The organism is Streptomyces cupreus (genome assembly GCF_014257025.1).
In the GTDB taxonomy this organism is placed as follows: domain Bacteria; phylum Actinomycetota; class Actinomycetes; order Streptomycetales; family Streptomycetaceae; genus Streptomyces; species Streptomyces cupreus.
On the sequence record NZ_JACMSF010000063.1, the window covers coordinates 25483 to 46916 of the forward strand.

Consider the following 21434-nt stretch of genomic DNA (forward strand, 5'->3'; position numbering starts at 1 on the left):
CCGCCGTTAACGGCGGGTGGCTTTCATCCGCGCAGTCTTCCCTGGCATGAACCTGAGAAGAAGGGCGGCCGCCGCCCTCATCTGCGCGCCCCTGCTCACGGGTTCGTCGCTGACCGGCTCGGCCTCCGCCGCCGAGGCCGCCGTAGCCGTTCCCGACGCCCGCCTGTTCAACCAGGGCACCGGGCTGTGCCTGGCCAACCCGGCCTCCGACCCGGACCCCGGCACCGTGATGATCCAGTGGACGTGCAGCTACAGCGACAGCAACTTCTGGTCCCTGGAGCCCGTCACCGGCGGCTACCACGTGGTCAACAAGGCGAGCGGCCAGTGCCTGGCCATCGGCAGCGGGAACACCGATCCGGGCGCCAAGGCCATCCAGTGGCCGTGCGGCACCGGCACCGAGCAGGTCTGGGTGCACGACGGTGACGAGCGGCTGGTCAACAAGAACAGCAACCTCTGCCTCGCCATCCCCAGCTCCAGCCCGACCGCCGGCGTGCAGGCCATCCAGTGGACCTGCTCCACCAACAAGGACCAGCAATGGCTGTGGTGACCCTGATGACCCGCAAGCGCGCCTGGACCGCGCTCCTGACCGCACTCGTCCTCGCCGTACTGACCGGCCTGCTGCTGCCCGGACCGGCCTCCGCCGAGGGCACCTCGGGCGAGTCCGTCGCCCATATCGACGCCGTGACCGAGGGCGACGGCCCTCGCACCCCCGACATCATCGCCACCAGCTCCACCAACGCCGTCGTGGCCTGGCGCGAGGGCACCGTCCCCGGCAAGGTCGACCAGGGCTACATCCGGTACGCCTACACCACCGACAGCGGCGCGCACTGGAGCCACCCCAAGGTCCTCGCCCAGGAGACCAGCGAGCACACCTGGCACTTCGTCGTCCTCTACCAGACGGGCACCGAACTCTTCGCCTACATGGGCCGGACCAAGGCCTCCAGCACCAACAAGAACGGCCTCCCGATCGACGCCATCGTCGTCAAGCGGAGCACCGACGAGGGCCACACCTGGCAGGACTACCCCGTCACCATGCCGCTCGACCTCCCGGACACCACCGCGGACGAGGGCTTCGCCAACCTCATCATCGCCGGCCGCCCGACCCAGCTCGCCAACGGCAAGCACGTCATCCCCTTCTGGGCCTCGGACCGGCAGAACGGCGTACTGATCTCCTCGGACCTGAAGACCTGGACGGCCGGCGGCGTCGTCCCGGACCCGAGCGCCCTCAAGCCCGGCGAGTCGCAGGTCGCCGTCTCCCAGGACGACCCCAACAAGCTCGTCATGGTCGCCCGCAGCGACGCGGCCTACACCCGCGCCGCCACCGCCACCAGCTCCGACGGCGGTCTGACCTGGACGCCCTTCACGCTCGACAACAACATCCCGAGCTACAACGTGAAGGTCCAGTTCATCAAGGACAGCACCGGCCGGTACCTGTCGATCCACAACACCGCCGCCAACCGTGACGTCCTCAACTACAAGACCAAGCGGGCGGGCGCGGCCTGGAGCGCGGGCAAGTTCTTCGCCAACGGCGCGGCAGCCGACGAGGACCCCGACCAGGCGGGCACCACGGGCGCGGGCTGGGACACCTACGCCATGGCCGACGAGTACGCGCCCGGCAAGTTCTACGTCGTCTGGGAGTTCGACACCTCCCGCATCAAGGTGAACAAGCTGGACATCTCGGACGCCAGCTGACCCACCCCCTGCCGTACCCCTGTCCGGGGGTACGGCAGCATGGGGGCGCCCAGACGCTCGTACGACCGAAAGGCCCCCCATGACCCCGGCCGCCCCCAAGCCCGAGATCCTGGCCGCGTTCGAGGCCGCGAAGGGGTTCATGCCCGCGGACGAGGGCCTGGCCCTGTACGCGGCTGCCGTGGAGGCGGGCAGGCTCGGTCTGCCCCTGCTGGAGGTCGGCACCTACTGCGGGCGCTCCACGATCCTGCTCGCCGACGCGGCCCGCGCGGCCAGGGTGAGCGCCCTCACGGTCGACCACCACCGCGGCAGCGAGGAGCAGCAGCCGGGCTGGGAGTACCACGACCCGGAGACGGTCGACCCCGAGATCGGCCTGATGGACACGCTGCCGACCTTCCGCAGGACCCTCCACCGGGCGGGCCTGGAGGAGCACGTGATCGCCCTGGTCGGCCGCTCCCCGCAGGTGGCGAAGGTCTGGTCCTCCCCCCTCGGCCTGGTCTTCATCGACGGCGGCCACACCGACGAGCACGCCACCGCGGACTACGAGGGCTGGGCCCCCCATGTGGCCGAGGGCGGCCTGCTGGTGATCCACGACGTGTTCCCGGACCCGGTCGACGAGTTCACCGGCCAGGCCCCGTACCGCGTGTACCTGCGGGCGCTGGAGTCGGGCGCGTTCGAGGAGATCTCCGTCACCGACTCGCTGCGCGTGCTGCGGCGAACGGGGGCGGGGATCTGAGGCCGCGGTTAGAGTCGCTGACGTGTCGTACGCAGGCCCTGAATTCGAACCGCCCCGTCGCCCCCGGCGCCGCCCCCTGACCATGGCCCTCGCCGCGCTCGTGCCGGGCGCGCTGCTGGGGTGGGTGGTGTACGAGGGGCTCGGCGCCGTGGGTGACGGGGACGGCGGCTCGGAGTCGGCGGCGGTACGGACGCCGTCGGCGACGGTGTCCTCCGCCACCGAGTCCTCCCCTACCGAGTCCTCCCCCGCCGACGACGAGAAGCCGAGCCCGAGCCCCACGACGAGCTCGCCGAGCTCCGCTCCCGCCGCCTCCGGCCCCCTCAAGGACAAGGTCGTCGTCATCGACCCGGGCCACAACCCGGCCAACTTCCAACACACCGCCGAGATCAACCGCAAGGTGGACATCGGCACGGGCTACAAGGAGTGCGACACCACTGGCACGTCCACGAACTCCGGGTACACGGAGGCCAAGTTCACTCTGGACGTCGCCCACCGCATGCGCACGCTGCTGGAGAAGCAGGGCGCGACGGTGAAACTGACCCAGGACGGCGACCGTTCGTACGGCCCCTGCATCGACGAGCGGGCCGAGATCGGCAACGAGGCCCATGCCGACGCGGTCGTCTCGGTCCACGCCGACGGATCCGGGACCGGCAACCGCGGCTTCCACGTCATCCTTCCCGGCACGGTGAACTCCGGTGCCGCGGACACCCGCCCGATCGTCGCCTCCTCGCGCGACCTCGGCGAGCGCATCGCGGGCAACTTCGTCCGCGTCACCGGCAGCGCGCCCTCCAACTACGTCGGCGACGGCACCGGACTCGTCACGCGTAAGGACCTTGGCGGTCTCAATCTGTCAACGGTTCCCAAGGTGTTCATCGAGTGCGGCAACATGCGCGATACCAAGGACGCGGCACAGCTGACCAGCGGTACTTGGCGGCAGAAGGCGGCGCAGGGGATCTCTGATGGAATTGTGAGTTTCCTGCGCGCGTAGCGATCAGCACCTTGATCCCGGCGGACAGCCTGATCGTACGGACGATAGTGTCGTCCCTACGATGAGGGGCCACCCCCGCGCTTCACACCGGGGCCTGACGGCGACATGGTGACAGCGACGCCTCTACCGATGACGAGACGACCTACGAAGGACCTGAAGTGAATATCCGCTCCCTCACTCGAGGCGACGGCGTGGTGATCGGAGCAGCGGTGTTGCTGTTCGTCGCGTCGTTCCTCAACACCTACGGCGGCGACGGCAGCAACATTCCCAACGCCTGGGACAACCTCGGCCTGCTGATGAGCATGTACGTCGGTGGCATCGCAGGCGCGGTCCTGATCGTCGTTGCCCGCGCGCTGCCGCAGCCCCGCAAGGTCGTCGGCCTCGACCTCGGCCAGCTCGGCGTCGCGCTGACCGTGTTCGCCGCGTGGACCTCCTTCTGGACGATCATCGACCCGGCGGGGTCGATCGACACGGAGGGATTCGACGTCGAGGTGGGCTCCGGCCTCATCCTCGGTCTGATCGCCGCCCTTCTGCTGGCCGGCGCCGCCGTCGCGAGCCCCCTGCTCCCCGCCCTCCAGGCCGCCCTCGTCCCGGCCCCCCGCCCCGCGGCCCCGCAGCCCTACGGCGGTCAGCCGCAGGGTGGTTACGGCTACCCCGGCGCCCAGCAGCCGACGCCGCAGCCGGGTCAGCCCTACGGCGCCCAGCCGCAGGCCGGGCAGCCCTTCGGCGGTCAGCCGGGGCCGGGCCAGCCGCAGGCGCCCGCTCCGGCCGGGGACTTCTCCCCGTTCTGGTTCGCCGTTCCGGTGCCGCGCCCCCTCTTCGCCGAGGACGGCTCGCCCACGCCGATCGCCGAACTCGCGCCCGGCACCTGGTACCTGGCCGTGGAGCAGCGCGGCCCGAGCCTGATCGCGCAGACGCAGGACGGCCGTCGCGGTGTCCTTCAGGACACCAGCGGTATCCAGCGCGGCTGACACAGCTCACGGTCACGGCCCCTCACCCTTCCCGGTGAGGGGCCGTTGTCGTACAGTCGCCTCCCCCGGCTGACACACCGTCAGGAGGCAGGCATGCGGCTCGGTCTCGCGCTCGGTTACTGGGGGCGCGGCCCCTCCCCCGCGCACATGGCGCTCGCCCAGGAGGCCGAACGCCTCGGCTACGACTCCGTCTGGACCGCCGAGAGTTGGGGCTCAGACGCCTTCACCCCGCTCACCTGGATCGCCTCCCACACCTCAAGGATCAAGCTCGGCACGGCCGTTGCCCAGATGGCCGCCCGCTCCCCCACCACCACCGCCATGCACGCCCTCACCCTCGACCATCTCTCCGGCGGCCGCATGATGCTCGGGCTCGGGCTGTCCGGGCCGCAGGTGGTGGAGGGCTGGTACGGCCGCCCCTTCCCGAAGTCGCCGCTGACCGCGACCCGGGAGTACGTCGATGTCGTACGGCAAGTCCTCAGGCGGGAAGCCCCCGTCCAGCTCGACGGCCGCTACCACCCCCTCCCCTACCAGGGTGAGGACGCAACCGGCCTCGGCAAACCCCTCAAACCCATCACCCACCCCCTCCGCCCCGACCTCCCCGTCCTTCTCGGCGCCGAGGGCCCGAAGAACGTCGCCCAGACCACGCGTATCGCCGACGGCTGGCTCCCGCTGTACTGGTCGCCGACCCGCCCCGAGGCGTACGCGATCCCCGACCTGCCGGAGGGCTTCCTGGTCGCCCCCATGGCCCAAGTCCGGGTCTGTGACGACGTCACCGAAGGCCTGCTCCCGGTAAAGACCATGCTCGGCTTCTACATCGGCGGCATGGGTCACGCGGCCCGCAACTTCCACGCCGACCTCATGGCTCGCATGGGTTTCGAGGAGGAGGCCCGCAGGATCCAGCGGCTGTTCCTCGAAGGGCACCGGCAGGAGGCCGTGCTCGCCGTACCGGACGCCTTCGCCGACGAGATCTCCCTGGTCGGGCCGCGTGAACGGATCGCCGAGCGGCTGGAGTTGTGGCGCAAGGGCCCGGTGACGGACCTGCTGGCGCTCGCGCCGGACGAGGAGTCGCTGCGCGTGCTGGCGGAACTCAACTCGTGACGCGTTTCGTTCGCGTCCGAGCGGCTACCCGGGGGGCATGTCCCCTCGATATCGCAATGCCCATCAGGCCGGCACGGTCATCGCGATCGTCGCCGACATCATGGCCCTGATCCTGGGCCTGTGGATCCTGATGTACCTGCTGGACGCGAACCGCGCGAACGACTTCGTGCAGTTCATCCATGACGCGGCCCGCTGGCTGGCGGGCTGGTCCCACGACCTGTTCACGTTCGACGACGCGTGGGCCAGGGTCGTGGCGGGATACGGTCTCGCCGCGCTGGTGTACCTGTTCATCGGCCACGCCATCGCAAACCGGGTCCACCGCCACTGAGCGCTCCGCTGGAAGTGCCGCGATGAGCCGTCGGTTCGCTGCCGCACCGTCGTGGCTGGTCGCGCAGTTCCCCGCGCCCCTTCGGGGCGCTGCCGAACCGCAGCGGACTTCACCCGACCTGCTTAGGTCAGGCGCAGCAGTCCGGATCCAACCCCGTCGGCAGACGGTCGCCGCCGAAGACCTGGCAGGTCGCCTCGTGGCCGCCGAGCGCCGCGACCGCGAGCAGCAGGGAACCGGCTGTCCAGGTCGTCAGTTCCCGCGGCCAGATCGCGGCGTCCTCGAAGACGTACCCCGTCCAGTACAGGCCGGTCTCCTCGTCCCGCAGATGCTGGATCGACTGGAGGATGTCCAGCGCCCGGTCGGACTCGCCCATCGCCCACAGGGCCAGGGCGAGTTCGGCCGACTCGCCGCCCGTCACCCACGGGTTGGGGACGACGCACCGCACCCCGAGACCCGGCACGACGAAGCGGTCCCAGGACTCCTCGATCCGCGCCTTGGCCTCCGCGCCGGTCAAAGCACCGCCGAGCACCGGGTAGTACCAGTCCATCGAGTAGCGGTCCTTGTCCAGGAACCGCTCCGGGTGGCGTCGGATCGCGTGCCGAAGCGCTCCGGCCGCCAACTCCCAGTCGGGTTGGGGCTCTTCGCGCTGCTCGGCGATAGCGAGGGCGCAGCGCAGGGCGTGGTGGATCGAGGACGAGCCGGTCAGCAGCGCGTCCGTCGTCGCCGTACCGTCGTCCTCCCGCCGCCAGCCGATCTGCCCGCCCGGCTGCTGGAGCCGCAGCACGAACTCGGTCGCCGCGTAGACGGTCGGCCACACGCGGTCGAGGAAGGTGTCGTCGCCGGTGGAGAGGTAGTGGTGCCACACTCCTACGGCTATGTAGGCGACGAAGTTCGTCTCCCGGCCCCGGTCGGTGATGTCGTCGAAGGCTCCGTCCTGGTACGCCGCGTACCAGGAGCCGTCCTCGTTCTGGTGCCGCGCGAGCCACTCGTAGGCCCGTTCGGCGGCCTTGTGCTCTCCGGCCGCGTCCAGGCCCATGGCCGCCTCGACATGGTCCCAGGGGTCGAGGTGATGGCCCCGGAACCACGGGATGGCGCCGTCCTCCCGCTGTACGGCGAGCAGTCCGGCGACGGTCGCGGCGGCCTGCTCTGCGGTGAGGACCCCGGGCAGGACGAGGTGTTCTGTCCGGGGGGTGGTCACTTGGCGTCCGCCTCGTTCTCGGAAAGACGGGGCAGATGCGGCTTGGTGGCGTACGCCACGAAGCTCTTGCCGATCAGCGGGTTCAGCGCCTGCTCGGCGACCCGGGTGGCGAGCGGCTTCTTCATGATGTCCCAGACCAGCAGCTTGTGGTACGCCTTCACCGGCAGCGCCTTGTCGTTGTCGACGCCGAACGCGCACTTCAGCCACCAGTACGGCGAGTGCAGCGCGTGCGCGTGATGGGTGCCGTACGGCTTGAGCCCTGCCTCGCGGATCTTCGCGAGCAGTTCGTCCGCCTTGTAGATGCGGATGTGGCCGCCCTCGACCTCGTGGTAGGCGTCGGACAGCGCCCAGCAGACCTTCTCGGGGCCGTAGCGCGGGACGGTGATGGCGATACGGCCGCCGGGCTTGAGCACCCGGACCATCTCGGCGAGTACGCCCTTGTCGTCCGGGATGTGTTCCATGACCTCGGAGATGATCACGACGTCGAAGGACTCGTCGGGGAAGGGCAGGGCCAGTGCGTCGCCCTCCATCGCCGTCGCGGTGGCGCCCTCGGGTGCCTCGCCCGCCTCCTTCATCGCCGCGAACCACGTCGCGACCTCGCGGATCTCCTCGCCGTTCTGGTCCAGCGCGACGACCTGGGCGCCGCGCCGGTAGCACTCGAACGCGTGCCGCCCGGCACCGCAGCCGAGGTCCAGGACACGGTCGCCCGGGGCGAGCGGGAACCGGGAGAAGTCGACGGTCAGCACGTGGCCCTGCTTTCGGAATAGTTGCTGGTGGGACCGGCGGAGGTGGTCCTGGCAGGCGCGGAGCGGGCGATGGCCTCGCGGTAGTGGGCCACCGTGCCCTCCGCGGCGCGCGCCCACGTGAAGTGCCGTAGCACCCGCTCCCGGCCGGCGCGGCCGAGCCGCAGCCGCAGTTCGGGGTCGCCGAGGAGCCGGCTCAGTGCGCCGGCCAGCGCGCCCGCGTCGCCGGGCGGCACCGCCAGACAGGTCTCGCCGTCCGTGCCGGCCACCTCCGGGATCGCCCCGCCGGTCGTGGCGACCAGGGGCGTGCCGGTGGCCATGGCCTCGGCGGCGGGCAGGGAGAAGCCCTCGTACAGCGACGGCACGCAGGCGACCTGCGCCGAGCGGACCAGGTCGACCAGTTCGGCGTCCGAGATGCCCTTGACGAACTCGACGGCGCCTTCGAGGCCGTAGCGCTCGACGGCCTGCGCGACCGGGCCCTCCTCGGGCTTCTTGCCGACGACGACGAGGTGGGCGTCGGGGTGTTCGGTGCGTGCCTTCGCGAGCGCCTCGACGAGGAAGACGAGTCCCTTGAGGGGGACGTCGGCGCTGGAGGTCGTGACGATCCGGCCGGGGATCTGCGGGACGGACGGGTCCGGCGAGAACAGATCGGTGTCGGCGCCGATGTGCACGACGTGGATACGGTCCTCGCGCACCCCGAGGTGGTCGACGATCTCGGCGCGGGAGGTGCCGGAGACGGTGAGGACGGACGGCAGGCGGCGCGCGACGCGCTTCTGCATGCGGGTGAAGCCGTACCAGCGGCGCACCGAGTAGCGGCGCCGCCGGCCCTCGGCCGCGTCCAGCTCCAACCGCCGGTCCACGGTGATGGGGTGGTGGATGGTGGTGACGAGCGGGGCGCCCACGTCGCCCAACAGCCCGTATCCGAGGGTCTGGTTGTCGTGGACGACGTCGAACTCGCCGCGCCGGGCGCGCAGATGGCGGCGGGCGCGCAGCGAGAAGGTCAGCGGCTCGGGGAAGCCGCCGGTCCACATGGTCGCCACTTCCAGTGCGTCGATCCAGTCGCGGTACTCGCCGCGCTTGGGGGTGCGGAAGGGGTCGGGCTGGCGGTACAGGTCGAGGCTGGCCAGCTCGGTGAGCGGGACGCCCTCGTCGAGGACCGGGTACGGCTGGGCTCCGATGACCTCGACCCGGTGGCCGAGGCGGGTCAGTTCGCGGGAGAGGTGGCGGACGTAGACGCCCTGGCCGCCGCAGAACGGGTTCCCTTTATAGGTGAGAAGCGCGATGTCGAGAGGTCGCTCGCCGTCCGCGGCGGGCTCCTTGGGGGAACCCGTCCGACTGGCCTCAGCGGTCACTCTGGGCCCCCTTCTCCCTGCACTGTCCCGCGACATTACGCCGGGACGCTAATCTAGAACAAGTTACAGACTTGATCGTTCAAGAGGCTCCGAATCTACCGGCAGGTAGAGGCGGCGTGAGCAGTGGATCAGGTGATTCACGCCACGGTCGCGCCACGGTGAGGGGAACAAGGTGGACAAGGTGGCAGCCAGTACCGCGAGACCGGTCACCCCGCCCCTCACCGAGCGGCAGGAGGCGCGCCGCCGCCGCATCCTGCACGCGAGCGCGCAGCTGGCCAGCCGGGGCGGTTTCGACGCGGTGCAGATGCGGGAGGTGGCGGAGTCGTCACAGGTGGCGCTCGGCACCCTCTACCGCTACTTCCCGTCCAAGATCCATCTGCTGGTCGCCACGATGCAGGACCAGCTGGAGCACATGCACGGCACCCTGCGGAAGAAGCCGCCCGCGGGCGACACCCCGGCGGAGCGGGTCGCGGAGACGCTGATGCGCGCCTTCCGCGCCCTCCAGCGCGAGCCGCATCTGGCCGACGCCATGGTCCGCGCGCTGACCTTCGCGGACCGCAGTGTGTCGCCCGAGGTGGACCAGGTGTCCCGGCAGACGACGGTGATCATCCTGGACGCGATGGGGCAGGAGAACCCGACGCCGGAGCAGCTGTCCGCGGTGCGGGTCATCGAGCACACCTGGCACTCGGCGCTGATCACCTGGCTCTCGGGGCGTGCGTCCATCGCCCAGGTGAAGATCGACATCGAGACGGTGTGCCGGCTGATCGATCTCACGGCCCCCACGGACACATGAACGACCTACGAGACGGGTTCCCTGCGCCGGCATTACCCGGATCAGGTACTAGGGGTCGCCATCCGGCCCGACTGCTGCCTTCTGGCCTCTCAGCCCGGACCGTCGACGTCGGCAGCGGCGTAAGCGTTGCTTTCCGCCGAGTCGGCTACTCCGGTTCGGACTCCCTCACTCATCCCGTAGGTCTAGTTTCAGAATAGAACACTCAACCGAAGAAAGAACCACCCAAAGTGGAACTTTTTTCGGGTGAAACCTGATCTAGTCCTCCGGCGGGAAGACCGGCTCCCCGCTCCCCAGCAGCGTGATCACGATCGCCTCCACCGGGCAGGTCTCCGCCGCCGCCAGAATCTCCTCGTGGGCGTCGGTCTCCGGCTCGACCGGGTGGGACTGGCGGGCTGTGTCGAGCCGGAACCCGTCGGGGGCTCGGTGGACGCACTGGGCCGAGCCGATGCAGACGGACCGGTCGACCTCGACGTGCCAGCGGTCTCCCATCCCTGCTACGCCTCCCAGCCCGCGGGGAGATGGATCATCTTGTGTTCGAGGTACTCGCCGTATCCCTCGGGCCCGAACTCCCGCCCCAGACCGGAGTTCTTGTAGCCGCCGAAGGGGCCGAGCATGTCGAGGCTGAAGGTGTTGACCGAGTAGGTGCCGGTACGGACCTGGCGGGCGACCTCGATGCCGCGCTCGACGTCGGCCGTCCAGACGCTGCCGCTGAGCCCGTACTCGGAGTCGTTGGCGATCTTCACGGCCTCGGCCTCGTCGCCGTAGGGGAGCAGGCAGATCACGGGCCCGAAGATCTCCTCGCGGGCGATCCGCATGGAGTTGTCGACGTCGCCGAAGAGCGTCGGCTCGACGTACCAGCCCTTGTCCAGGCCCGGCGGACGCCCGCCACCGGTGAGGATCTTGGCGCCCTCCTCCTGGCCGATGCGGATGTAGTCGAGGCTGCGCCGCTGCTGGCGCCGGGCGACCAGGGGGCCGACCTGGGTCGCGGGGTCGAGCGGGTCGCCGACGACGAGGGCCTTCGCGGCGGCGGCGAGGGCCTCGGCGAACTCGTCGTAGCGGGAGCGCGGCAGGAGGATGCGGGTCTGGGCGACACAGGCCTGTCCGTTGTTCATCCAGGCCGCCGGGACGATGCCGGCCACCGCGGTGTCGACGTCCGCGTCCGGCAGCACGACCGCCGCCGACTTGCCGCCCAGCTCCAGGGTCACGCGCGTCAGATTCCGCGCGGCGACCTCCATCACGCGCTTGCCGGCGGCGACCGAGCCGGTGAAGGAGACCTTGTCGATCCCGGGGTGCCCGACGAGGTACTCGCTGACCTCACGGTCGGCGGGAAGGATGGAGAGGACCCCCTCCGGCAGCCCGGCCTCCGTCGCGATCTCGGCGAGGAGGTAGGCGTCGAGCGGCGACTCGGGCGACGGCTTCAGGACGACCGTGCAGCCGGTGAGCAGCGCGGGCGCGAGCTTGGCTGCGGCGACGAACTGCGGGACGTTCCAGGGGACCACGGCCGCCACGACCCCGACGGGCTCGCGCCGTACGAGGATCTTGCCGAGGACTCCGTCGCGGTGTTCCTCGTACCCGAAGTTCCGCGCGACGGTGATCGCCGAGTCCCACACCATCATCGCGCCGAGCGCCTGCGCGAGGACGCTCCAGGAGTACGGGGAGCCGTTCTCGGAGGAGATGACGCGGGCGATCTCCTCGTGCCGCACGGCGATGGCGTCCTTGATCCGGCTGACGACCGCGATCCGCTCGTCGAGGGACATACGCGGCCAGGGCCCTTCGTCGAAGGCCTTCCGCGCCACGGCCACCGCCCGGTCCACATCACCGGTGGAGGCGTGCGGCACCCGCCCGATGACCTCCTCCGTGTGTGGCGAGACAACCTCGATGAAGTCCTTGCCGAGGGGGTCGGTCAACTCCCCGCCGATGAACAGCTGTCCGTGTTCCACGAGCTCGGTCATGGCCGACGCCTCCTGCGGAGCTGGCGGTTTCCCTGGTCGGATTTGGTTGGGCCGCTTGATTTCTGACGTTGTTTCAGAACTGATACCAGTTCTAGTTATAGTGGGCAATGGCCGTGAGGCGGAGGGCAGATGACGAAGACGTACGATCATGGCGGGGGCGTACGGTCCGTCCGGGTCCCCATCCCGGACAATCCTCTCGGGCACACGCTGGTGTACGTCGTCGACACCGACCGGGGCCCGGTGCTGATCGACACCGGCTGGGACGACCCGGGTTCCTGGGACACCCTCTCCGAGGGCCTGACGGCCTGCGGTACCGCCGTCGCCGAGATCCACGGCGTGGTCATCACCCACCACCACCCCGACCACCACGGCCTGTCCGGCAAGGTGCGCGAGGCCTCCGGCGCCTGGATCGCGATGCACGAGGCGGACACGGCGATCGTGCGCCGCACCCGCTCGGCCGAACCCGAGCGCTGGTTCACGTACATGGCGGCGAAGCTCACCGCGGCCGGCGCCCCGGAGGAACACGTGGCGCCCCTGCGCGGCGCCCGCCGCCGTACCCTGCCGGGCCTCTCCCCCGCCCTCCCGGACCGTGAGATCGTCCCCGGCGAACTCCTCGATCTCCCCGGCCGCCGCCTGCGCGCGATCTGGACCCCGGGCCACACACCGGGCCACGTCTGCCTGCACCTTGAGGAGGCCCACCCGGACCGACTCCCCGGCAACGGCCGCCTGTTCTCCGGCGACCACGTCCTCCCGGAGATCACCCCCCACATCGGCCTCTACGAGGACCCCGACGACACCACCGTCACCGACCCCCTCGGCGACTACCTCGACTCCCTGGAACGCGTCGCCCGCCTGTCCCCCGCCGAAATCCTCCCGGCCCACCAGCACGCGTTCACCAATGCGGGGGTCCGGGTAGGCCAGTTGCTCACCCACCACGAGGCCCGCCTCACCGACCTCCTCACCCTCATCTCCACCCCTCTCACCGCCTGGCAACTGGCCGAACGCATGGAGTGGAACCGCCCCTGGGACCAAATCCCCTACGGATCGAGGAACATCGCGGTCTCGGAGACCGAGTCCCACCTGCGCCGACTGGTGAAGCTGGGCACGGCGGAGGCGGTACCGGGGAGCGACCCGGTGACGTACACCGCCGTATGACGGTTCACTACGGGACCCTTCGCGTCGAACGCACCCCCGCTCACAGCCTCCCCCAGCCGCTTCCTTACGGGCCGGTAGAGTAGCCGCGTCGTCACCACACCCGTACGGGGGGAAGCCGGTGCAAACCCGGCGCTGACCCGCAACCGTGAGCAGCCCGCAAGCGCTGCGAGCCGGACTGCCCCGCACGGTCACGTGAACGGCTCACGTACGTCGGCAGCCCGCCGCCGTACGGCACCGTCGAGGTCTGCGGAGCCGAGCCGCCCGGGGTCGTCCCGTGCTGCCCGGCTCCCCTCAGGGAGAGGCACCCGCCGATCATGAACGTCCGCCGCAGCGCCGCGGTCCTGGCCGCCACCGCCGTGATCGGCACGGCCACGCCCGTCATGGCCGCGTCCCCGTCCCCGTCGCCGTCCATGGCGATCCCCTCCGGCCTGTACGGCACCACCGACCCGACGTACGACGGCGTCTGGCGCCAGTCCCTCGCGCTGATCGCGCAGTACGAGTCGGACGTGAAGCCCGCCGCCAAGGCCGTCGACTGGCTGCTCGGCCAGCAGTGCGCGAACGGGGCGTTCGCGGCGTTCCGCGCCGAGCCCGCCAAGGCCTGTGACGCCAAGGTCATGGTCGACACCAACAGCACGGCGGCCGCGGCCCAGGCCCTGTCCGTGGCCGGGGACGGCGACCACATGGACGACGCCATGAAGGCCGTCAACTGGCTGAAGTCCGAGCAGAACAAGGACGGCGGCTGGGGCTACACCCCCGGCGGAGCCAGCGACGCCAACTCGACCTCGGTCGTCATCGGCGCCCTCAACGCCGTGGGCCAGGACCCCGAGACGGTCGACAACGGCGGCAAGTCGCCCTACGACGCCCTGCGCGAGCTGGCCCTGCCCTGCCCGGACGGTGGCGCCTTCGCCTACCAGCCGGACAAGAAGGGCAAGTTGGCGGCCAACGCGGACGCTACGGCGGCTGCCGTGCTCGGGATGAAGGGCATGAGCATGGGGTCGGCGAAGGCCGCCGCCGACACGGACCTCACCTGCGCCGACGCCGCCCACCCGGACCCGGACCAGGCCGCCGCCAACGGCGCCTCGTACCTTGCCGAGACGCTTCAGAAGGACGGTTACCTCAAGTCCGCGCTCGCCGGCGCCGAGGACCAGCCCGACTACGGCAACACCGCGGACGCGGTCGTCGCCCTCGCCGTGACGGGCGGTCCGAAGGCGGCGCAGAAGCCCCTGACCTGGCTTGAGCGGAACTCCGCGGACTGGGCGAAGCAGAACGGCCCCGCGGCCTACGCCCAGCTGATCCTCGCGGCGGACGCGGCCGGGTCGGACCCGCGTGACTTCGGCGGCACGGACCTGGTGAAGCAGCTCAACGCGACGGGCCCGGAGCCGAAGACGCAGAATACGGCCGAGAAGGCCGCGGAGAAGGAGGACGACGAGGGCGGCGTCAGCGTCTGGTGGATCATCGGAGTCGGCCTGGTCGCGGGCATCGGCGTCGGCTTCCTGATCTCCGGCCGCAACAAGGGACAGCGGCTGTGAGGCGCCGGGCGTGTGCCCTGCTGGTTGCTGCGCTCGCCCTGTGGGTGGCCGCCCCCTCGGCGCAGGCCGCCGGCTACCGCTACTGGTCCTTCTGGGACCGCGAGGGCGCGTCCTGGATGTACGCCACCCAGGGCCCCTCCACGGCGGTCCCCTCGGACGGTGACGTCCAGGGCTTCCGCTTCACCCTGAGCGAGGACTCGTCGGACGCGGCCACTCCACGCGGCACGGCGACCTTCGGCACGATCTGCGCGCGAACGCCCGCGCAGGACGGCAAGAAGAGGGTGGCCCTGGTGATCGACTTCGGCACGAAGTCGGAGTCCCCGTCAGGAGAAACCCCGCCGAAGCAGCGAACGGCCTGCGCCCGGGTCGCGGAGGACGCGACAACAGCGGAGGCCCTGGCCTCGGTGGCCAAACCCCTCCGCTACGACTCCAACGCCCTGCTGTGCGCCATCGCGGGCTACCCGAGCGCGGGTTGCGGAGAACAGGTGGCGAAGACGACGAACAAGAGCACAGAGAAGACCGACACCCCGTCCGTGGGCCTATGGGCAGGCGTGGCGGGCGTGGCAACCCTGGGAGCGGCAGCACTCTGGCAGGCACGCCGACGCAGGCATGTATAGGCCTGGCCGGGAAAACCAGCGTGCCTCCGGGCAGCCGTGCCGCTGCGCCGACGCCCACCCACGCAGCGGCGCACCCGCGCGCCTGCGTAGCTGCGGGCAGTCGTGCCGCGGGGACGGCGCCCGCTGCCAACGCAGCGGCACTCGGCAGGCGTCGGCGAGCGATCCGACCCCACTCCCGCCAAAACCCCGCGCACCCCTGCACCCCGGTGCCTGGTGGCTCTGGGCGCTGGCGCTGGGCACCGCAGCCACCCGCACCACCAACCCCCTTCTCCTCGCGCTCCTCATAGCGACATCCGCGTACGTCGTAGCGACCTGCCGCCAGAACACCCCCTGGTCCCGCTCCTACAACGCCTTCGTCAAGCTCGCCCTCGCCGTCATCCTCATCCGCCTCACCTTCGCCATCCTCCTCGGCTCCCCCATCCCCGGCACCCACACCCTCCTCGCCCTCCCCGAAATCCCCCTCCCCGACTGGGCCCAGGGCATCCGCATAGGCGGCCGGGTACACGCGGAGGGCATCGTCTTCGCCCTCTACGACGCCCTGCGGCTGGCCACCCTCCTCATCTGTGTAGGAGCGGCGAACGCCCTCGCCAACCCCACCCGTCTCCTCAAGTGCCTCCCCGGCGCCCTGTACGAAATGGGCGTAGCGGTAGTGGTAGCCCTCACCTTCGCGCCCAACCTCATCGCGGACGTCCAACGCCTACGAGCCGCCCGCCGCCTGAGGGGCCGCCCGGACAACGGGATCCGGGGCCTGGTCCAGGTCGGCCTCCCGGTACTGGAAGGCGCCCTGGAACGCTCGGTCGCCCTCGCCGCCGCCATGGACGCGAGAGGCTACGGCCGCACTACCGACGTCCCCCCAGCCGTACGCCGTACCACCACCGCCCTCACCCTCGGCGGCCTGCTCGGCGTCTGCGCGGGCACGTACGGCGTACTGACGGCGGAAGGCGGCACGTACGGTCTCCCCGTACTCCTCACCGGCCTCACCGGGGCCCTCATCGGCCTGCGCCTGGGCGGCCGCCGAGCCACCCGCACCCGCTACCGCCCGGACCCCTGGGACGCACGGGCCTGGCTGGTCACGGCCTCCGGCGCAGCAGTAGCCGCCCTGTTGTTCACCGCCGCAGCGACGAACCCCACCGCCCTCGAACCGGGCGTAATCCCCCTGACCGCCCCCACCCTCCCCCTCTGGCCCGCCGCGGCGATCCTCCTCGGCCTGCTCCCGGCGGCCATCGTCCCCACCCCGAAGGAGCCGTCGTGATCCGCTTCGAGAACGTCTCCGTGACGTACGACGGCCAGAGCGAACCCACCGTCCAGAATGTCGACTTCGAGGTCCCGGAAGGCGAACTCGTCCTCCTGGTGGGCCCGTCCGGCGTGGGCAAGTCCACGGTCCTCGGCGCGGTGAGCGGCCTGGTCCCGCACTTCACGGGCGGCACCCTCCGAGGCCGAGTAACCGTGGCCGGCCGGGACACCCGCACCCACAAACCCCGCGAACTCGCCGACGTAGTAGGCACAGTGGGCCAGGACCCCCTCTCCCACTTCGTGACGGACACGGTCGAGGACGAACTCGCGTACGGCATGGAGTCCTTGGGCCTGGCCCCGGACGTCATGCGCCGCAGGGTGGAGGAGACCCTCGACCTCCTGGGCCTGTCCGACCTCCGCAACCGCCCGATAGCGACCCTCTCGGGCGGCCAACAGCAGCGCGTGGCGATCGGCTCGGTGCTCACCCCCCACCCCCAGGTCCTGATCCTCGACGAACCGACCTCCGCCCTGGACCCGGCAGCAGCGGAAGAGGTCCTGGCGGTCCTCCAGCGCCTGGTCCACGACCTCGGCACAACGATCCTCATGGCGGAACACCGCCTGGAACGAGTCATCCAGTACGCGGACCAGGTGGCCCTGCTCCCGTCCCCGGGAGCGGCACCGGTACTGGGCACCCCGGCGGACGTCATGGCGATCTCCCCGGTAACCCCACCGGTCGTAGACCTGGGCCGCCTGGCGGGCTGGACCCCGCTGCCGCTGACGGTGAGGGACGCCCGCCGGAGGGCGGCGGACCTACGGGAACAACTTGAGCAGCGGGACAGCAACACCCCCAAGGGGCGCGGGGAACTGCGCGACCAGCCGCAGCCGACCCGCAGCCGCCGAGAAACGACACCCCCCACCCGCCGTTGGCTTCGACGCGCCCCCAGCACGCCCCGATCCCCCTACACCGCCGAAGTACAAGCCCTCGCCATCACCCGCGAACACGTCCAAGCGCTCCGCAAGATCGACCTCACCATCACCCCCGGCGAGACCGTCGCCCTCATGGGCCGCAACGGCGCAGGAAAGTCGACCCTGCTCAGCGCACTGGTCGGCCTGCTCGAACCCACCAAGGGCACAGTCCAGGTAGGCGGTGTAACCCCCCACCGCACCGCACCCCCCACCCTCGTCCGCCAAGTAGGCCTCGTACCGCAAGAACCCCTGGACCTCCTCTACGCGGACACGGTCGCCGCCGAATGCACCGCAGCCGACGCCGACGCGAACGCCACCCCCGGCACCTGCCGCACACTCGTCACCGAGCTGCTCCCCGGCGTGACGGACGACACCCACCCCCGGGACCTCTCGGAGGGCCAGCGCCTGGCGCTCGCGCTGGCCGTCGTCCTCACCGCCCGCCCACCCCTGCTCCTCCTCGACGAACCGACCCGAGGGCTGGACTACGCGGCGAAGGCCCGCCTGGTCACCGTCCTGAAGGCACTCGCGGCCGAGGGCCACGCCATAGTCCTGGCCACCCACGACGTGGAACTGGCCGCAGAACTGGCCCACCGAGTGCTCCTCCTCGCCGAAGGAGAGGTGATCGCCGACGGCCCGACAGCGGAGGTCGTGGTGTCGTCCCCCTCCTTCGCCCCCCAGGTCACCAAAATCCTCGCCCCCCAGCACTGGCTCACGGTCGCCCAGGTCAGGCAGGCCCTCGCATGACCCCGCCGCCGACCCCCCAGTCCCGTCCGATCCGCCTCGGCCCCCGATCCCTCGCCGCCCTCGTCCTCGTCAGCGCGGTCGGCCTGGGCGCGATCGGCTGGCCCCTCTTCGCCCCACCCGACTCCCAGGCGAGCGCCCATGCGCAAGACGCCCCGTGGCTGTTCGCGGGCCTGCTGGTCCTCCTGGTCGCGGTGGTTGCGGCGACGATCTCCGAGTCCGGCGTGGGCCCGAAGGCGGTGGCGATGCTGGGCGTACTGGCGGCGACGGGCGCGGCCCTACGGCCCATCGGCGCGGGCACGGCCGGCATCGAGCCGATGTTCTTCCTGATGCTGCTGAGCGGCCGGGTCCTCGGCCCGGGCTTCGGCTTCGTGCTCGGCTCGCTCAGCATGTTCGCCTCGGCGCTGCTCACGGGCGGGGTCGGACCGTGGATGCCGTTCCAGATGCTGTCGATGGGCTGGTTCACGATGGGCGCGGGCCTGCTCCCGGCCCCGGACCGGCTCCGCGGCCTCCCCGAGCGCCTGATGATCGCGGCGTACGGCTTCGTCGCCGCCTTCGCCTACGGCGCGATGACGAACCTCGCGGGCTGGCCGTTCCTGCGGGAACAGGCCTCGAACATCGCCTACGACCCGGACGCGGGCGTCCTCGCCAACCTGGCGCGCTTCATCGTGTACTGCCTGACCACCTCCCTCGGCTGGGACCTCGGCCGAGCCCTGGTGACGGTCGTCCTGACCCTCACCCTCGGCCCGGCGATCCTCAAGGCGCTCCGCCGGGCCACGCGAAGGGCCGCTTTCGAGGCGCCGGTCACATTCGACGGACCCGCTGCGTAAGCCCCCGGGAGCACACCGTCAGCACCACGGTGAACCACCCCACATGACCCAGATCACCTACTACACGGCCTAGTCGGACAAACCGGACGCCATGTCCACACCAAAATGGGTTCTGACCTGCACATTGAGAGCCACGTCACACGAGAAGCATGCACCCCACATACGACCACAACTAGCAAAAGGGGTCATTGCGGACCCCCTCCCGGCCTGCTTCTCTGGATGACGTCGCACGGCGCCGACGAGCCCCACGGGCCTCGGCGCCGACGCATGTCCCCGCCACACACCGCGTGGTTCCGGCATGCCGCGGCCACTCCGTCCCCGACGAAAGGTCACCGCCTTGTCCGCCGTTTCTGTCATCCGCCGCATCGCCACTCCGAAGAAGGCCCTCGCCGGTACCGCCGTGGCTGTTGCCGCCGCCGGCTCGATCTTCGCCGCGGCGCCCGCGCAGGCCGCCGTGTCCGAGGCGTCCTCGGCCCAGGCGACCGCGAAGAAGATGATCGGCGACTCGGCCCAGTACCAGTGCTTCTCCAACATCGTCGACCACGAGAGCGGCTGGGACGTGAACGCCACCAACCCCTCGTCCGGCGCGTACGGCCTCGTCCAGGCCCTCCCCGCCTCGAAGATGGCCTCCGCCGGCTCCGACTGGAAGACCAACGCCGCCACCCAGATCGAGTGGGGCGTCGACTACATGAAGGACCGCTACGGCAGCCCCTGCGGCGCCTGGAACTTCTGGCAGGCCAACGGCTGGTACTGAGCCGAGCGGCCCCCCGCACACCGAACCGCACCCGTGTCCACACGGGTGCGGCTTCGTTTTTTGGAACTCGTAACACGATCTTGTGATTCGTTCGGCAAGAGGCTTCCGAGCCATGTAGCTGCATCTGCCATCAGGACACACAGATACAGAACTCGTTGCCTTCCGGATCACGCCAGACCTGCCAGAGGTCTTCCTGCATCTCGCCCACAGGGCTCGCCCCGAGCTCGGCGGCGAGTACGACCGCCTGGGCGAAGTCGTCAGCCACCAAGTCGATGTGCACACGGTTCTTCACACTCTTTGTCTCCGGAACCCTCTGCACGGCGAAGTTCGGCCCAAGGCTGATCCATTCATCCTCACGCCGGGTGATCGCCAGACCGAGCAGCCGACTCCAAAACTCGGCCAGAAGGTCGGGGTCGTTGGCGTCGACGACAATGCCGTTGATCCGAATGCCCATCCTGGCGCCCCTTCGTGCTGGTCCGCGTAGGGACAGTGGCAGAGGTCCCTGGCCAACACGCGCATCCTACGCACGCGGAGAGCTCGTGACACGATCACGGTTGGGCTTCGACGCAGGGCCCTCGACCAGTCGAGCCGGCCGCGTTCAGCTCAGCGATCAGGACACGGTGCAACTGGTCGGACACGCCAGCTTGCTGCCACCGCTCCAGCCGTCGCCAGCAGGTCTGTCCGGAGCCGAACCCAAGCTCCATCACTCACACCAGTCACGCTCAACCAGTGCGTCTCAACAAGATCGTGTTACAAGCTCGAAGGGGGTGAAGGAAACTCAGTTGAGTTCGCGGCCCTCCGTCACGGAACATCCGTCCGGTGAACCTGGAACTTCGCCCCTATCGCCTCACCTGGACCGAGGTCGACCCCGCGACGCATCCCTTCGACAGTGCCGAAGCGGTCGATGTCGTACGGGCGTTGGGGCCCGCCGGGCGGGCGCCCGTGCGGCCCGAGTGGGAGAGGCTCGCCGATCGGGATGAGGCCTATGCGCAGTTCCGGGTGCTCAGCAACTGGGCGCACACCGTGGGGTGGGAGTGGGGCGACGCCATGACCGCGGCGCTCGTCGAGCGGTACGGGTTGTGGGCCACCGGCTGGCGTTGGTCGCATGACGAGGGGGATCTCGGGGGTGGGCCCGTGGGCCTCTGGTGTTGTGCCCTGCACTCCATCACCACCCCGGACGAAACCCTGGAGCGAGTCACCGCCGCGCTGTGCGAGTGGCGGGACTGGCTTGAGTTCCTCGGGCGGTTCTTCGACCGCTACCCCCTCGGCGAACTCCCCGCCGAGGACCGCCGCGACGCCTGGGAACGCGCCACTCACCAGCTGATCCTGCACTCCCTGGACCGCACCGGCTCCGGAGACGCCTGGTACGCCCACTGCCGTCAGGTCCTGACCTGGTTCCTCACCCGCTGGGACGTCGACCAGGACACCGCCCACACCCTCGTCGAGGACGCCATCGGCGGACGCTTCGAGAGCTGGACCACGCCGGAGAACACAGTCGTCCACGACGTCTCCGAGCAGCTCGCCGCCTCCCTGGAAACGGACGCCGCCCCCTCGACCGACCCCGCCAACTACACGTACACCTCCGCCCGCCTCCACTCCTACGGGGACGAACGCCGGTTCTTCCGACGGTGATCGGTAGATCCTTTCCACGCCGGGAGTCCCCGAACTCGACCGGGAAAGGGCGCCCCATGACCGGCCCGGACCACCTCCGCACCTGGCTCACCCTCCGCCCCCAAATCCCCTGGCACCGGGCCCGCCCTA

At 70.4% G+C, this 21434-nt stretch carries 22 protein-coding genes and 1 pseudogene; 16 read left to right on the forward strand and 7 right to left on the reverse strand.

Going from position 1 to position 21434, the window contains the following annotated elements:
• Positions 1–46: 46 nt before the first annotated feature.
• The 7 genes from H4N64_RS36745 (at position 47) to H4N64_RS36775 (ending at position 5810) form a co-directional block, all read left to right on the forward strand.
• On the forward strand, positions 47–547 hold the full coding sequence (locus tag H4N64_RS36745) for an RICIN domain-containing protein (protein WP_186286932.1): 501 nt from the start codon (positions 47–49) through the stop codon (positions 545–547).
• Positions 535–1692, forward strand: a complete 1158-nt coding sequence (locus H4N64_RS36750) for a sialidase family protein (protein ID WP_186286933.1) — start codon at positions 535–537, stop codon at positions 1690–1692. The genes H4N64_RS36745 and H4N64_RS36750 overlap by 13 nt, the downstream gene beginning before the upstream one ends.
• A 79-nt stretch (positions 1693–1771) precedes the next feature.
• On the forward strand, positions 1772–2425 hold the full coding sequence (locus H4N64_RS36755) for a class I SAM-dependent methyltransferase (RefSeq protein WP_186286934.1): 654 nt from the start codon (positions 1772–1774) through the stop codon (positions 2423–2425).
• 22 nt (positions 2426–2447) lie between these two features.
• Positions 2448–3413 carry an N-acetylmuramoyl-L-alanine amidase gene (locus H4N64_RS36760; protein ID WP_186286935.1) on the forward strand — a complete coding sequence of 322 codons (966 nt, stop codon included), beginning with the start codon at positions 2448–2450 and terminating at the stop codon, positions 3411–3413.
• 158 nt (positions 3414–3571) lie between these two features.
• Entirely contained in the window at positions 3572–4384 is an 813-nt protein-coding gene (locus H4N64_RS36765) for a DUF5336 domain-containing protein (protein ID WP_186286936.1), read from the forward strand.
• 93 nt (positions 4385–4477) lie between these two features.
• On the forward strand, positions 4478–5482 hold the full coding sequence (locus tag H4N64_RS36770) for an LLM class F420-dependent oxidoreductase (protein WP_186286937.1): 1005 nt from the start codon (positions 4478–4480) through the stop codon (positions 5480–5482).
• Positions 5483–5519: 37 nt separating this feature from the next.
• Positions 5520–5810 (forward strand): hypothetical protein, encoded by a 291-nt coding sequence (locus tag H4N64_RS36775; protein ID WP_186286938.1) that lies wholly within the window; start codon positions 5520–5522, stop codon positions 5808–5810.
• 127 nt (positions 5811–5937) lie between these two features.
• On the opposite strand, the gene H4N64_RS36780 is transcribed toward H4N64_RS36775, so the two are convergent.
• From H4N64_RS36780 to H4N64_RS36790, 3 genes are read right to left on the reverse strand one after another with little or no spacing between them, the layout of a single operon-like run.
• Positions 5938–7008: a prenyltransferase/squalene oxidase repeat-containing protein gene (locus tag H4N64_RS36780; protein WP_186286939.1), complete on the reverse strand. Its 1071-nt coding sequence runs from the start codon at positions 7006–7008 to the stop codon at positions 5938–5940.
• Complete coding sequence (locus H4N64_RS36785) at positions 7005–7754, reverse strand: methyltransferase domain-containing protein (RefSeq protein ID WP_186286940.1); 750 nt, start codon at positions 7752–7754, stop codon at positions 7005–7007. The genes H4N64_RS36780 and H4N64_RS36785 overlap by 4 nt, the downstream gene beginning before the upstream one ends.
• Positions 7748–9103, reverse strand: coding sequence for a glycosyltransferase (locus H4N64_RS36790; RefSeq protein ID WP_186286941.1), 1356 nt, complete (start codon positions 9101–9103; stop codon positions 7748–7750). Before H4N64_RS36790 ends, H4N64_RS36785 begins: the two co-directional genes overlap by 7 nt.
• Before the next feature lie 172 nt (positions 9104–9275).
• On the opposite strand from H4N64_RS36790, the gene H4N64_RS36795 reads away from it, so the two are divergent.
• Positions 9276–9896 carry a TetR family transcriptional regulator gene (locus tag H4N64_RS36795; protein ID WP_186286942.1) on the forward strand — a complete coding sequence of 207 codons (621 nt, stop codon included), beginning with the start codon at positions 9276–9278 and terminating at the stop codon, positions 9894–9896.
• Positions 9897–10151: 255 nt separating this feature from the next.
• On the opposite strand, the gene H4N64_RS36800 is transcribed toward H4N64_RS36795, so the two are convergent.
• Together H4N64_RS36800 and H4N64_RS36805 are read right to left on the reverse strand one after the other, a co-directional pair.
• Positions 10152–10385 (reverse strand): ferredoxin, encoded by a 234-nt coding sequence (locus H4N64_RS36800; RefSeq protein ID WP_186286943.1) that lies wholly within the window; start codon positions 10383–10385, stop codon positions 10152–10154.
• 5 nt (positions 10386–10390) lie between these two features.
• Positions 10391–11848 (reverse strand): aldehyde dehydrogenase, encoded by a 1458-nt coding sequence (locus tag H4N64_RS36805; protein ID WP_186286944.1) that lies wholly within the window; start codon positions 11846–11848, stop codon positions 10391–10393.
• A gap of 129 nt (positions 11849–11977) precedes the next feature.
• Here H4N64_RS36805 and H4N64_RS36810 point away from each other — a divergent pair, with 129 nt between their 5' ends.
• From H4N64_RS36810 to H4N64_RS36840, 7 genes are all read left to right on the forward strand, one after another.
• On the forward strand, positions 11978–13003 hold the full coding sequence (locus tag H4N64_RS36810) for an MBL fold metallo-hydrolase (protein ID WP_186286945.1): 1026 nt from the start codon (positions 11978–11980) through the stop codon (positions 13001–13003).
• A 314-nt stretch (positions 13004–13317) separates the two neighbouring features.
• Positions 13318–14532 carry a prenyltransferase/squalene oxidase repeat-containing protein gene (locus H4N64_RS36815; protein WP_186286946.1) on the forward strand — a complete coding sequence of 405 codons (1215 nt, stop codon included), beginning with the start codon at positions 13318–13320 and terminating at the stop codon, positions 14530–14532.
• Positions 14529–15149 (forward strand): SCO2322 family protein, encoded by a 621-nt coding sequence (locus H4N64_RS36820; RefSeq protein ID WP_186286947.1) that lies wholly within the window; start codon positions 14529–14531, stop codon positions 15147–15149. Before H4N64_RS36815 ends, H4N64_RS36820 begins: the two co-directional genes overlap by 4 nt.
• Complete coding sequence (locus tag H4N64_RS36825; RefSeq protein WP_260860195.1) at positions 15142–16401, forward strand: energy-coupling factor transporter transmembrane component T; 1260 nt, start codon at positions 15142–15144, stop codon at positions 16399–16401. Before H4N64_RS36820 ends, H4N64_RS36825 begins: the two co-directional genes overlap by 8 nt.
• A complete protein-coding gene (locus tag H4N64_RS36830; RefSeq protein ID WP_186286948.1) occupies positions 16398–18092 on the forward strand; it encodes an ATP-binding cassette domain-containing protein in 1695 nt (564 codons plus the stop codon). Before H4N64_RS36825 ends, H4N64_RS36830 begins: the two co-directional genes overlap by 4 nt.
• Positions 18089–18919, forward strand: coding sequence for an ECF transporter S component (locus tag H4N64_RS36835; RefSeq protein ID WP_186286949.1), 831 nt, complete (start codon positions 18089–18091; stop codon positions 18917–18919). The genes H4N64_RS36830 and H4N64_RS36835 overlap by 4 nt, the downstream gene beginning before the upstream one ends.
• Positions 18920–19256: 337 nt before the next feature.
• A complete protein-coding gene (locus tag H4N64_RS36840) occupies positions 19257–19673 on the forward strand; it encodes an aggregation-promoting factor C-terminal-like domain-containing protein (RefSeq protein WP_186286950.1) in 417 nt (138 codons plus the stop codon).
• Between the two features lie 130 nt (positions 19674–19803).
• On the opposite strand, the gene H4N64_RS36845 is transcribed toward H4N64_RS36840, so the two are convergent.
• Positions 19804–20127 (reverse strand): VOC family protein, encoded by a 324-nt coding sequence (locus H4N64_RS36845; protein ID WP_186286951.1) that lies wholly within the window; start codon positions 20125–20127, stop codon positions 19804–19806.
• Positions 20128–20260: 133 nt separating this feature from the next.
• Positions 20261–20374: pseudogene (locus H4N64_RS36850) on the reverse strand (IS5/IS1182 family transposase); the annotation flags it as partial.
• 118 nt (positions 20375–20492) lie between these two features.
• Here H4N64_RS36850 and H4N64_RS36855 point away from each other — a divergent pair.
• Positions 20493–21305 (forward strand): hypothetical protein, encoded by an 813-nt coding sequence (locus tag H4N64_RS36855; RefSeq protein ID WP_186286952.1) that lies wholly within the window; start codon positions 20493–20495, stop codon positions 21303–21305.
• Positions 21306–21434 lie beyond the last annotated feature (129 nt).